Here is a 12,578-nt window from a genome sequence, read left to right as displayed (position 1 = left end):
CTCCGCCAATAGGCAAATCTGGCCAGCGCCTCCTCGTCCGAGAACGCACAGATCCACCGCACACCGTTCCGGTCGGCCGACCACGGACTCCCCGAAGCGTCGAACGGGACCAGGACCGCAGTACGACGGAACTCACCCAGCAGCACCGTGAATTCCGTACGCGCCGCAGCATCCGACGGGACGCCCTTGGCGCCGGACGCAGCCTGTGATGTCTCCGACGCTCCGGCACCGACGCCGATGACGGCGCCGGACCGGCCAAGTCGTCCAGTCGTAACGGTCGTTGCTACCTCGGTATCCCGTCCCCACCCGTGGTCATGCGCGAGATCACCACATGCTCTAATTTCCTACTGCAATGTGACGCTGCCTACTGGCCGAAATGCGGCACTCCCGCGAGTCCGCAGAAGGCGGGCGGTCAAGAGCCCCTGAACCCGGCGGCCGAGCCCGGTTGCAACGGCGCTGTGCCGACCCTGACAGTGTGGCCGCCCGGGTGGCTTTCCCGGAGTTCAGTCTCTCTCGTTCAGCTGAGGCCGACCCCGTCGGCCTTCACTCCGAGCACCAGCGCACGGAGTGCGGCCCGGTTCGTCGTGACGATGCGTTCCGGGCGCGCGCTCTCGCGGATCGCGATGTCTGTGCCCTCTGCTGCGGCAACCTCGACGCAGTTGTTGCCTCCTGCGTCGGAGAACGACGACTTCAGCCAATGCAGGCCGGACACGTGAGACCCCTCTACAACTCTCTGAGGACTGAGCGGATGAAATCCCTGGACTTGACGGGAGTCAACGCCACCTTCTCGACCATGTCCAGCCTGGTACGGAAGTTCGCCAGCTGTGTGGGGGAGTCGATGAAGACGGCTCCGGTGGGCGAGTCCAACTGCACCGTGTCCAGATGCTGATTGGGAGCCTCTGCATACAGGACGGATGAGTCGCCGAGGAGCGGGAAGCCACCGGCTGCGAACGGGATGACGTGCAGCGTGACATTGGGGCGTTCACTTGCATCCAGCAGGTGCAGAAGCTGAGCGCGTGTGACACCGAGGCCTCCGATCTGCATCCTGATCGCGGCTTCGTGGATCACGCCGGTGTAGGGGATCGGGTGCTCTCCAGTGACCACGGACTGGCGGGCCAAGCGGTGTGCCACGCGTAGCTCGATTTCGAGGCGTGGCATGGCCGGGACGAAGAGTTCGAAAATCGCGCGTGCATGGTCCTCAGTATGAAACAGGCCAGGAAGGTGCGCGATCTGGACGGTTCGTAGGCGCACGGCGTAGTGCTCAAGGGCCGATACGTCCAGAAAGCCTGGCGGGATCTTGCCCCGGTACTCCTCCCACCAGCCTGACTTCCGTCCGCCGGTCAGCCCGGCCAGTGCGTCGACAAGGGAGGAGTCGTTGCACTCGTAGATGCTGGCGAGTCGATGGAGGCGCTCTTCGCTGATGCCGAAGCGGCCGGCTTCCACGTTGGAGATGACCGTGCGGTCAGTGCCCAGGAGATCGGCCGCTGCAGGGGCGGTCATTCCTGCCCCTTCGCGTAGCCGCCGAAGTTCGATGCCGAATCGACGTTGCAGGATGGTTGGGGTCTGTCGCGGTGCCATGCGTCCTCTCCTTGGTTCGCGCACAGTGTGCCTACTCAGAGCGCGACGTTCCACCGAGTGTGGGAAGTTAACTCTTCGGAGTGACTTGGTAGCACCGTTATGAGTTTCTCTCTTACTCTGTGATGCGTGCCACTCGCGCAGTCGATGACGGAAGCGCACCGATCCACCCCGCCCGCCCGGGAACGGCGGGCCCCGGACCGGCATTGCCACCGCCACCCCAGCCGCAACCACCCGTGGCGCACGTCCACTTGAGACCACTCGACCACTCGCACGCACCTCAGGAGGTGTCCGTGAGGGCTGAACCCACCCCCTACGCCCCGCACATCCACCACCCCGCCCCCATCCCGTTCGCCGAACCCTGGCAGTACGAGCTCGCCTTCCCCTGCGACCCGCGCAGCCCCCGCATCGCCCGTACGACCCTCCGGGCCATCCTCGGTGCTCATGAACTCGACGAACTCAGTTACCGCGCCGAGCTGTTGACGTCCGAACTCACCACCAACTCCGTGCGGCACACCAAAGGGCCCGCCGCCGTTCGGCTCCAGTGGCGGCACCCCGTGCTCCGGATCAGCGTCTGGGACATGAGCCCGGACCTGCCCAAGCCGTACGCCCCGCCCGCCGACCCCCACGCCGAAGCCGGGCGTGGCATGGCCATCCTCGAACTCGTCGCCGACCGCTGGGGCGGGTGTGCCATAGGAGAGGGGGCGTACGGGCCGGGCGGCAAGACTGTCTGGTTCGAGCTCGGGCTCGGAGCCTGAGCTCGGCGGGGCGGATCGAGGAGGGGCCCGAAGGCCCCGGGCTCAGGAAGCCTGGCGCGCGTACATGTCCCTGCCGAAGAACTCCGCCAGCACCGGGGCCAACGCCTGGGGAGCCAGATCGCGCGTCTGGCCTGTCCGGGTGCGGTGGCGGGCGCGCGGGAGTGCGTCCGCGAGGGCGCGGGTCGACAGCCAGGCCCGGGTGGGGCTGAAGCCGCCGCAGACCACCAGCGTCCGTGACGTGACGGACGCGAACCGCTCGGCCGGGATCGAGCTGTCCCCGAGCAGCGCGCCGTCGTACGCGAGCGTGTGGGCCAACGACACCAGGCCGGGCCACAGCGGTGCACGTCGCATCCGGACGATCACGTCGGCCGGGACGCCCGTCACGGACAGGAACAGCTCCACGGCCCCGCCGCGGTCCCTGGCGGACAGCAGCCGGTGCAGCCGGGCCGTGCAGCAGGCATTGAACTGCACCCCCGAGGCCCCGGGGGTTGTGAGCTGCTGTCGGTTTGCTGAGTTGAAGTGCGTTGGAGTGAGCAGGAGTGGGTCCTGTCGGCGGCTTCGCGGGGCGGGAACGGTAGTTCTGGGGCCGAATGGGTGACCTTGGCGTCTGGTGCTCGTTGGGCTGGGTAGTGGTTGTCCGGTCTCGTGGGAGGGGGTGTTGTGGTGGGTGGTGTGCGGGAGTTGGCGGCATCCTTCGTGGTGCCCGGGCCTTGTGGGGTGGCGGTCCGGGACCGTCTGAAGCGCCTCACGCCCCGGGACGAGAAGGTTCTGCGTGCGGTCGGTGAGCATCAGGGTCGTCTGGCTTCCCGTGATCTCAGGGCGCGTTGTGCGGATGGTCTGGAGCACAGCGCGGACACCTGGGCGTCGCGCAAGCGGGACCTGACGCCGCTGTCGTCGTCGCGGATCGCCGGTGCGATCACCAAAGCCACCCACGATCAGTGGGCGCTGGCCCGCCGTTGTCAGGCGGCGCACATCCGGAATCTGGAGGCCGGGATCGGGACGCTGCGGCACCGCCTGTCCCTCCCCATCGGCGCGAGGGGAACGAAGCGGGCAGCCGGTGGCTACCGCTCCAAGGGCGAGTGGTTCCACAAGTCCCGCCGCCTCGCTGTACTGGAGGCCCGGCACGATGCCGCGGTCCGTGATCGGCAGGCCGGACGTGTCCGGGTCGTGCGGGGCGGCAGACACCTCCTGAACACCCGCCACCACCTCACCGACGCCCGGCTGACCGAAGAGCAGTGGCGAGAACGCTGGGAAGCGGAACGCTGGTTCATCGCCGCCGACGGCGAGTCCGGGAAACGGTTCGGGAACGAAACGATCCACGTCACCCCGGACGGCGAGGTCAGCATCAAACTGCCCGCCCCGCTCGCACACCTGGCCAACACCCCTCATGGCCGCTACACCCTCACCGTCCGTATCGGCTTCGCGCACCGGGGCGTGGAGTGGGCCGACCGCATCACCGCGAACCGGGCCGTCGCCTACCGCATCCACCTCGACACCCAGCGTGGCCGCTGGTACCTCACCGCATCCTGGCAACGCCCCGCCATGCACACGATCCCGCTGGAGACTGCCCGCGCCCGGGGCATGATCGGCGTCGACACCAACGCCGACCACTTCGCCGCCTACCACCTCGACCCACACGGCAACCCTATCGGCGAGCCCCGGCGGTTCTTCTACGACCTCTCCGGCACCACCGCTCACCGCGATGCCCAGATCCGCCACGCCCTGACCCGCCTGATCAACTGGGCCAAGCGGTGCGGCGTGACCGCGATCGCCATCGAAGACCTCGACTTCACCACCGAGAAAACGCGGGAGAAACACGGCCGCAAGAAACGGTTCCGGCAGCTGATCTCCGGCATCCCGACCGGCAAACTCAAGGCCCGGCTCGTCTCCATGTCCGCCGAACAGGGCCTGAGCATTGTCGCGGTCGATCCCGCCTATACCTCGATGTGGGGTGCTCAGCACTGGCAGAAACCGCTGGCCACCCCCAAGCGAAAGATGTCCCGTCATGATGCCGCCGGCATCGCGATCGGACGACGCGCCCTCGGACACCCGGTCCGGCGTCGGACGGCACCGCCCCCACACGACCGGAGTGATCGTGCGGGGCATCGGACCGCCCAGGCCAGGCCAGGCACCCGAGGACGTGAGGGAACCCGCCCACCCGCAACGGACCACGCCCCCAGAGACGTGCCGCCGAACGGGACGAGGAAGCGGGAAACCCAGTGCATCCAACACCGTTCGGGATGCGCCCAGAACGCACAAGTGGGTCCAGGACCCACTCATGCACACTGGCTAGGAACGGTGCAGGGCGGTTGGTAGACCGCCAGCAGGTCGACGGGAAGCCCCGCGGCCCGGGCCTCCAGGGCCAGTGCCCCGCCGGCCCCGACCCCGAACACCGAGGCCCGGCCGCCGACCACGGCGACGAGCGCGGCCAGGTCCCCGATCTCGCGCTCCACCGCGTACGGCCCGCTGTCGCCGCTGGAGCCGCGGCCGCGCCTGTCGTACGTGACCACCTCGAAGTGCGGCGCGAGGAGGCGAGCGAGGGGAGCTTCGGTCGCCGCCGTGCTCAGTGCCCCGCCCACCAGGATCACCGGCGGTCCTTCACCCCGGCGCCGATACGCGATCGAAGTGCCGTCGCGGGAGAGAGTCCTGTCCATGTGAGGGTTGACTGCGATGCTGCGGAAAAGTCATCGTTTCGGCCCAGAATTTTTTGAGATTCTTCAATTCCCCAGGCCAGTAACGCGCTTGGCGATCAGTCGGAAGCCGTCTCGGTGTCATAGAAGCAGAAGTGGTCCTTGATCGCGGCGACTTCGGGCTTGGGATCCGGATACGCCCAGACGAGATCGGCCGCGTCCGGCAGCGACCAGTAGGAGGCATCGCCCTTGAACGGGCAGTGGGTGTGCGTGTCCGAAGCGGTCAGGAGTTCTGTACGGACGTCCTCGGGCGGCAGGTAGTAGCGGACCGGACAGCCCGTCTCGCGCAGCACCAGCGGGCGCCGGCTCTCGGCGAGCACCTGCCCGTCGCGCACCACGTGTACATGCTCGGTGCCCGGTTCGACGGTGATGATGTGGCCTTGTGTGGAAGTCATGTCTGGTTCAGCCGCCTCGCGGGCCGATTTCTTCCCCTTTCTGCCCCGACGCCGGCCGGATCCCTACCCGGCCGCCAGGGCGTGTCACCGGGTGTGTCAGTGGTTCCCTTTACGGTTACTGCATGAATATCTGCGTCTTCCTCTCCGCCGCCGACCTCGACGACCGCTACACCCGGCCCGCTCGCGAATTCGCCGAAAGGCTCGGCCGGGGCGGACACACACTCGTCTGGGGTGGGTCGGAGAGCGGGCTGATGAAGGTCGTCGCCGACGGCGTGCAGGAAGCGGGTGGACGGCTGGTCGGGGTGTCGGTCGACTTCCTGGCCGCGAAGGCGCGTACCGACGCGGACGAGATGGTGATCGCCCGCGATCTCGCCGAGCGCAAGGCGCTGCTCCTGGAGAAGGCCGACGCGGTCGTGATCATGGTGGGGGGTACCGGGACGCTCGACGAGGCGACCGAGATCCTGGAGCTGAAGAAGCACGGCAAGCACGACAAGCCGGTGGTCCTGCTCAACACGGCGGGCTTCTACGACGGGCTGCGCCAGCAGTTCCAGCGCATGGAGGACGAGGGCTTCCTGCCCCTCCCGCTGAGCGACCTGGTGTTCTTCGCGAAGGACGGCGTGGGCGCCCTGGCCTACCTGGAGGAGTGGTCCGGCCTGCAGTGACCGGGCCGCGGTGAGCCGCCTGCGACGTCCGGCCACCGGTGACCGGCCCGCAGCGACCGGTCGGCGGGTGCGGTCGGGCAGGGTGCGATCATGGGGGCCATGTCCACTCATGTCATCACCGGCGCAGGCTCCGGCATCGGCGCAGCCGTCACCCGTCGTCTTCTGGAGCGCGGTGACGAGACCGTGCTGCTGGCCCGTGACGCCGGGCGCGCGAAGGAGCTGGCCGCGCTCCACCCCGGCGCCCGTACGCTCGTCGGTGACCTCGCCAACCCGGACCGGCTCTCCTGGGCGTTCGCCCAGCAGGCGATGCCGGAGCGGGTCGACTCGCTGCTGCATGTCGCGGGCGTCGTCGAGCTCGGCAAGGTCGGTGACCTCACGCCCAAGGCATGGCACTTCCAGCTCAACGCCAACCTGGTCGCGCCCGCCGAGCTGACCCGGCTCTTCCTGCCGCAACTGCGGGTCGCCCAGGGCCATGTGCTCTTCGTGAACTCGGGCGCCGGTCTCGCGGCGCACGCCGAGTGGAGCGCGTACGCCGCGAGCAAGCACGGCCTGAAGGCGCTCGCCGACTCGCTGCGCCAGGAGGAGCACGCCAACGGCGTCCGGGTGACGTCCGTCTACCCGGGGCGCACCGCCAGCCCCATGCAGGCCAAGGTCCACCGGCAGGAGGGCAAGGAGTACGACCCCTCCCGCTGGATCGACCCGGAGTCGGTGGCCACCACGATCCTGATGGCCGTCGACCTGCCGCGCGACGCCGAGGTCAACGACCTCACGGTGCGCCCCGGGCGCTGACCGCCACGTCGCCCGGCCCGTGGCCGTGCGGACCGGACGGGCGGGCTACGGCCGACGGGCGTGATCGCCTCCTGCCGACCGGCTGACCACCACCGACCGGACGGGCCGGGCACGGCCTTAGGCTTCCCGTGTGAGCGAGAAGAGCAAGTTCAGGGGTTGCCCGGCCACCGGAATCGGTTCCATGCCAGGGGGAGACGCACGGGAGGCGGCGAAGACCGTCACCGGGTCCTTCGGGGACGGTGAGGGCCTGCCGTATCTGGCCGAACTGCCGGCCCGCGGGCCCGGTGCGGACATGATCGGGCGGACCATCGGGCTGCTCGTCGACCTGTACGGCCATGTCGAGCCCAGCGGCTGGCGGATCAGTGACCGGCCCGGACGGGACACCCGCCGGGCCAGGTCCTGGCTCGGCGAGGACCTCGACGCGCTGGAGGAGTTCACCCAGGGGTACGAGGGCCCGCTCAAGGTCCAGGCGGTCGGTCCCTGGACGCTGGCCGCCGCACTGGAACGGCGGGGCGGCGAGGCCGCGCTCGGCGACCCGGGGGCCTGCCGCGACCTGGCGGGCTCACTGGCGGAGGGACTGCGCGCCCACCTGGCGGAGGTACGGCGCAGGGTGCCGGGCGCCGAAGTGATCCTCCAGCTCGACGAACCGTCGCTGACCGGCGTACTGCGCGGGCGGATCAGGACGGCGAGCGGCTACCGCACCTACCGGGCCGTCGACCGCCAGGTCGTGGAGGGCACCCTGCGCGATGTCCTGGCGGCGGCCGGGGACGGGGCGACGGTCGTGCACACCTGTGCACCCGACGTGCCGTTCGCGCTGCTGCGCCGGGCCGGGGCCGACGGCATCTCGTTCGATTTCTCGCTCCTCACCGAGCGTGAGGAGGATGCGATCGGGGAAGCGGTCGAGGGCGGCACCCAGCTCTTCCTCGGGGTGGTGCCGGGCACCGACCCGGCCTCGGGTGATTTGTCAGACCCGGGCGGTAGCGTCATGGGTGTCAGGACGCTGTGGCGCAGGCTGGGGCTGAATCCGGGGACTCTGACGGAGTCCGTGGTGATCACCCCGTCGTGCGGGCTCGCGGGTGCCTCGCCCGCGTATGCGCGCGCCGCGCTCGCCCACTGCGCCCGGGCCGCGAGATCGCTCGCAGACAACCCTGAGTAACGGGGCAACGGGTAACGGGAGGACGAGACGATGGCCGGTGAACAGCAGATGTCAGTGCCCGCACAGGCTCAGGAGCAGCACGCACTGCTTGCCGAGCAGATCGAGGAGCACCGCTTCCGGTACTACGTGAACGACCAGCCGGTCGTGAGCGATGCCGAGTTCGACCGGCTGATGCGCGCGCTGGAGGCCCTGGAGGCGACGTATCCGCAGCTGCGCACGCCGGATTCGCCGACGCAGAAGGTCGCGGGGCCGTACCGGACGGAATTCACCTCCGTCGAGCACCGCGAGCGGATGCTCTCGCTGGACAACGCCTTCGAAGACCTGGAGTTGGCGGCCTGGGGCGAGCGGATCGCCAAGGACGTCGGTACCACCGGCTACCACTTCCTGTGTGAGCTGAAGGTCGACGGACTCGCGGTCAACCTCACCTATGAGCACGGGCGGCTGACCCGGGCCGCGACCCGCGGCGACGGGCGCACCGGCGAGGACATCACCCCCAATGTCCGTACGATCGCCGAGATCCCGCACCGGCTGAAGGGCGAGCGGATTCCGGCGCTGGTCGAGATCCGCGGCGAGGTCTTCTTCCCGATGGAAGCCTTCGAGGAGCTCAACGCCCGGCTGGTCGAGGCCGACGACAAGCCGTTCGCCAACCCGCGCAACGCGGCGGCGGGTTCACTGCGCCAGAAGGATCCGAAGGTCACCGCCACCCGCCCGCTGCACATGGTGGTGCACGGCATCGGCGCCCGCGAGGGCTTCGACATCGACTGTCTCTCGCACGCCTATGAGCTGCTGCACGAATGGGGTCTGCCCACCGCCAGACACAACAAGGTGGTGGACTCCCTCGACGAGGTACGGGAGTTCATCGCGTACTTCGGCGAGAACCGGCACTCCGTGGAGCACGAGATCGACGGCGTCGTCGTCAAGCTCGACGAGATCCCGCTCCAGGGCCGGCTGGGTTCCACCTCGCGCGCCCCGCGCTGGGCGATCGCCTGGAAGTACCCGCCGGAGGAGGTCAACACCAAGCTGGTGAACATCCGGGTCGGTGTGGGACGCACCGGTCGGGTCACTCCGTACGCACAGGTCGAACCGGTCGAGGTGGCGGGCTCCGAGGTCGAGTTCGCCACCCTCCACAACCAGAACGTGGTGAAGGCGAAGGGCGTCCTCATCGGGGACACGGTGGTGCTCCGCAAGGCGGGCGATGTGATCCCGGAGATCCTCGGCCCGGTCGTCGATCTGCGTGACGGTACCGAGCAGGCGTTCGTGATGCCGACGCACTGCCCCGAGTGCGGTACGGAGCTGCGGCCCATGAAGGAGGCCGACATCGACGTCCGCTGTCCCAACGCGCGTTCCTGCCCCGCGCAGTTGCGGGAGCGCGTCTCCTATCTCGCGGGCCGCAAGTGCCTCGACATCGACCACTTCGGCTATGTCGCGGCCGCGGCCCTGACCAGGCCGTTGGAGCCCGAGGAGCCGCCGCTGCGCGACGAGGGCGATCTCTTCGGGCTGACGGTCGAGCAGCTCCTGCCGATCCGGGCCTATGTCCTGGACCAGGACAGCGGACTGCCCAAGCGCGATCCGAAGACCGGGGAGGAGAAGACCGCCCGGGTCTTCGCCAACCAGCAGGGCGAGCCCAAGAAGAACGCCCTCGGCATGCTCGACGCCATCGCCGCGGCCAAGGACACCCCGCTGGCCCGGATCCTCACCGGGCTCTCCATCCGCCATGTGGGCCCGGTCGCGGCCCAGGAGCTGGCCCGTCAGTTCCGCTCCATCGACCGGATCGACGAGGCGACCGAACAGGAGCTGGCCGATGCCGACGGGGTCGGCCCCATCATCGCTGCCTCGGTGAAGCAGTGGTTCGCCGAGGACTGGCACCGGGAGATCCTGCGCAAGTGGCGGGAGGCCGGGGTCCGGATGGAGGACGAGGGAGCGGGGGAGGAGGTCGGGCCGCGCCCGCTCGAAGGGCTGACCGTCGTCGTCACCGGCACACTGGCCGGACACACCAGGGATGGCGCGAAAGAGGCGCTCCAGAGTCGGGGGGCGAAGGTCACGGGTTCCGTCTCGAAGAAGACCTCCTTCGTCGTCGTGGGTGACAACCCCGGTTCGAAGTACGACAAGGCGATGCAGCTGAAGGTGCCCGTGCTGGACGAGGACGGCTTCGCCGTACTGCTCGAACAGGGCCCGGATGCCGCGCGCGAGGCGGCCGTACCCGTCGAGGAACCGGCGGAATAGAACAGTTCTCCGTCGCATAACCGGCGCAACGGGACAGAACCCCGTTGGGTGGCCTCCGAAATGAGGTCGATCGGTGGGTGAGTGGTGAACGGGTGGGCAGAAAGGGTGTAGACGGACGGACAGGGACAAGGGTTGCCGTCGGGGGGCCGGGTTCACCCGATCGGCGCATAGCAGATGCTGACGGACGGTCGGTTCGCATTCGGGCAAGAGCTGTAGAGCGCTGCCCGTAGGAGCCTTCTGCGCCCTACTGTTGAGATGCGCACCTGCCGTGCCCGGCCACGGTGTGGGAAATCGGGTCGTGGTGGCATGGAGCCGAACCATCGGGCGACATCGGCACCGCCGGCTGTGAGAGGGACGGAATGAAACCGACCGAGAGCGCCGCACCGGTGTCGCGGCTGCAAGGTTTCGTCGGCCTCACGCCCAAAGTGGGTGCCGTCGTCGTGGCGATCGCCGTTGTTCAGCTCGCGACCGGTTTCTACCGGACCGTGAGCGAAGGACACGCACTCTTCCCCGACGGCAGGGCCGGCTGGTCCCTCGCCGTCCTCACCGGAATCGTCGTCGGGCATCTGGTCGCGCTGGGACGCGACCGATGGTGGGGCGGCACCGGTTCCGGAGCTGCCCTCACCCTTGCCGTGCTGCTCCTCTACGGCTGGGTGCCCGCCGGTCTGGTCAGTCTGGTCGTCGTCGTCCTCGTCGGCGTGGCTCGCAGACACCGCTGGTGGCAAGGGCTGCTGTACGGCGCGGTGGACATCCTGGGGATAGGCGCGGCAGCCCTGGTGCTCGCCGCGTTCGGTGAGGTGCAGACCGTCGAATCGCCCTGGCACCCACTCGACTGGGGCATTGCCGCCGTTCCGGAAGTCCTGCTGGCCGCCTCCACCTACCTTCTGGTGACCCGGGTCCTGCTGTGGTACGCGCGGGCTCCCCAGGGCGGCGGGCTGCCGACCACCGCCCGCACCGCCCTGTTGCGCCAGGGCCTCGTCGCGGTGGCCCTGCTCGGCATCGCACCGCTGATCTGCGTCGTCTCGATGGCCATGCCCGTACTCCTGCCGCTCTTCGCGGTCCCGCTGATCGCCCTGGACTCCACCCTCTGGATCGCCCGCGCCCGGGCCGAGGAGCAGCTGCGCGACCCGCTGACCGGGCTGCCCAACCGGCAGTGGCTGCTGGAACGCACGTGGGCGGCCCTGGAGGATGCCGAGTCCACCGGCGCCAGATCCGCTCTCGTCCTGATCGACCTCGACCGGTTCCGTGCGGTCAACGACACCCTCGGCCATCTGGCCGGGGACCGGCTGCTGCTGCAGATAGCGGAACGTCTCGGACTGGCGCTCCCGCGAGGAGCGGAGGCCGCGCGGCTGGGCGGTGACGAATTCGCCGTGCTCCTGCCGACCGCGGACTCCACCACCAGCGCCCAGCGAGTCGCCCGCCATCTGGTCGCTGAGCTGTCCTCCCCGCTGGACCTGGACGGTCTGACCCTGGTGCTGGAGGCGAGTGCCGGAGTCGCCGTCTACCCGGACCACGCGCTGGACGCCGAAGGGCTTCTCAGGCGTGCGGACGTGGCGATGTATCAGGCCAAGCGCGACCGTACGGGCGTCGAGGTGTACGAGTCGAAGCGGGACAGCAACACCCCGGACCGGCTCGGGCTCCTCGGCGATCTCCGTCGTGCGCTGGACGCCGGAGAGGTGGAGCTCCACTACCAGCCGAAGGTCCGCTTCGACGGCCAGGTGGCCGGCCTCGAAGCTCTGGTGCGCTGGGTGCATCCGGAGCGCGGCCGGGTCCCTCCGGACGAGTTCATCGCCATCGCCGAGTCGTCCGGCCTGATGCCACACCTCACGGAGTACGTCCTGGAGACGGCGCTGGCCCAGGTCGCCCGATGGCGGGCGCAGGGGCTCTTCGTCCCGGTCGCGGTCAACGTCTCCCCGCGCGACGTCCACACGCCCGGATTCGCGGGCGGCGTCGCGGCACGGCTCGCCCGGCACGGCGTCCCGGCCGGGGCGCTGCAGCTGGAAATAACGGAACACGTGCTGCTGGAGGACCCGCAGCGCGCTGCCGACACCCTCGCCGGACTCACCGGGCACGGCGTGAAGATGTCCCTCGACGACTTCGGTACGGGGTACTCCTCGCTGGTCCACCTGCGTCGGCTGCCGGTCAGCGAGCTGAAGATCGACCGGTCCTTCGTGGCCCGTCTGGCCGTCGACAACGAGGACGCGGAGATCGTCCGCTGCACCATCGACCTGGCCCACTCGCTCGGTCTGCTGGTGGTCGCGGAAGGGGTCGAGGACGACGAAACCTGGGAGCGACTGCGGGATCTGCGCTGCGATGCGGTGCAGGGGTGG

9 protein-coding genes and 4 pseudogenes are annotated in these 12,578 nt (G+C 69.2%); 7 read left to right on the top strand and 6 right to left on the bottom strand.

Annotation, left to right across the window (positions count from 1 at the left end; genetic code table 11):
• Positions 1–8: 8 nt before the first annotated feature.
• The 3 genes and pseudogenes from GA0115254_RS45590 to GA0115254_RS04290 form a co-directional block, all read right to left on the bottom strand.
• Positions 9–229, bottom strand: a pseudogene (locus GA0115254_RS45590) (SseB family protein); the annotation flags it as partial.
• A gap of 288 nt (positions 230–517) precedes the next feature.
• Entirely contained in the window at positions 518–712 is a 195-nt protein-coding gene (locus GA0115254_RS04295; RefSeq protein WP_093893926.1) for a DUF397 domain-containing protein, read from the bottom strand.
• A gap of 11 nt (positions 713–723) precedes the next feature.
• Positions 724–1,578, bottom strand: a complete 855-nt coding sequence (locus tag GA0115254_RS04290) for a helix-turn-helix domain-containing protein (RefSeq protein WP_093893925.1) — start codon at positions 1,576–1,578, stop codon at positions 724–726.
• 290 nt (positions 1,579–1,868) lie between these two features.
• On the opposite strand from GA0115254_RS04290, the gene GA0115254_RS04285 reads away from it, so the two are divergent.
• On the top strand, positions 1,869–2,333 hold the full coding sequence (locus GA0115254_RS04285; RefSeq protein ID WP_256102391.1) for an ATP-binding protein: 465 nt from the start codon (positions 1,869–1,871) through the stop codon (positions 2,331–2,333).
• A gap of 42 nt (positions 2,334–2,375) precedes the next feature.
• On the opposite strand, the pseudogene GA0115254_RS04280 reads toward GA0115254_RS04285, so the two are convergent.
• Positions 2,376–2,822, bottom strand: a pseudogene (locus GA0115254_RS04280) (alpha/beta hydrolase); the annotation flags it as partial.
• A 174-nt stretch (positions 2,823–2,996) separates the two neighbouring features.
• Here GA0115254_RS04280 and GA0115254_RS04275 point away from each other — a divergent pair.
• Positions 2,997–4,626, top strand: a pseudogene (locus GA0115254_RS04275) (IS200/IS605 family accessory protein TnpB-related protein).
• Positions 4,627–4,630: 4 nt separating this feature from the next.
• Here the strand turns inward: GA0115254_RS04275 and GA0115254_RS04270 are convergent.
• Positions 4,631–4,987: pseudogene (locus GA0115254_RS04270) on the bottom strand (alpha/beta fold hydrolase); the annotation flags it as partial.
• A 95-nt stretch (positions 4,988–5,082) separates the two neighbouring features.
• Positions 5,083–5,418: a DUF427 domain-containing protein gene (locus GA0115254_RS04265; protein WP_093893923.1), complete on the bottom strand. Its 336-nt coding sequence runs from the start codon at positions 5,416–5,418 to the stop codon at positions 5,083–5,085.
• A 122-nt stretch (positions 5,419–5,540) separates the two neighbouring features.
• On the opposite strand from GA0115254_RS04265, the gene GA0115254_RS04260 reads away from it, so the two are divergent.
• The 5 genes from GA0115254_RS04260 to GA0115254_RS04240 form a co-directional block, all read left to right on the top strand.
• Positions 5,541–6,080, top strand: a complete 540-nt coding sequence (locus GA0115254_RS04260; protein WP_093893922.1) for an LOG family protein — start codon at positions 5,541–5,543, stop codon at positions 6,078–6,080.
• 99 nt (positions 6,081–6,179) lie between these two features.
• Positions 6,180–6,869 (top strand): SDR family oxidoreductase, encoded by a 690-nt coding sequence (locus GA0115254_RS04255; RefSeq protein WP_093893959.1) that lies wholly within the window; start codon positions 6,180–6,182, stop codon positions 6,867–6,869.
• Positions 6,870–6,999: 130 nt separating this feature from the next.
• Entirely contained in the window at positions 7,000–8,025 is a 1,026-nt protein-coding gene (locus GA0115254_RS04250; RefSeq protein WP_093893921.1) for a methionine synthase, read from the top strand.
• A gap of 30 nt (positions 8,026–8,055) precedes the next feature.
• A complete protein-coding gene (gene ligA / locus GA0115254_RS04245; RefSeq protein ID WP_093893920.1) occupies positions 8,056–10,248 on the top strand; it encodes an NAD-dependent DNA ligase LigA in 2,193 nt (730 codons plus the stop codon).
• Positions 10,249–10,607: 359 nt separating this feature from the next.
• A partial coding sequence (locus GA0115254_RS04240; RefSeq protein ID WP_093893919.1) for a putative bifunctional diguanylate cyclase/phosphodiesterase occupies positions 10,608–12,578 on the top strand: 1,971 nt, incomplete at its 3' end.

Origin of the sequence: Streptomyces sp. Ncost-T10-10d (assembly GCF_900091955.1) — a bacterium.
Lineage (GTDB): Bacteria > Actinomycetota > Actinomycetes > Streptomycetales > Streptomycetaceae > Streptomyces.
Note: the sequence above shows the minus strand (reverse complement) of the source record. Positions and strands in the feature narration are given on the sequence as shown.

Coding starts and splice junctions, on each gene's coding strand:
- GA0115254_RS04290 (WP_093893925.1), bottom strand. CDS start 1,578: ATGGCACCGCGACAGACCCCAACCATCCTGCAACGTCGATTCGGCATC.
- GA0115254_RS04265 (WP_093893923.1), bottom strand. CDS start 5,418: ATGACTTCCACACAAGGCCACATCATCACCGTCGAACCGGGCACCGAG.
- GA0115254_RS04260 (WP_093893922.1), top strand. CDS start 5,541: ATGAATATCTGCGTCTTCCTCTCCGCCGCCGACCTCGACGACCGCTAC.
- GA0115254_RS04255 (WP_093893959.1), top strand. CDS start 6,180: ATGTCCACTCATGTCATCACCGGCGCAGGCTCCGGCATCGGCGCAGCC.
- ligA (WP_093893920.1), top strand. CDS start 8,056: ATGGCCGGTGAACAGCAGATGTCAGTGCCCGCACAGGCTCAGGAGCAG.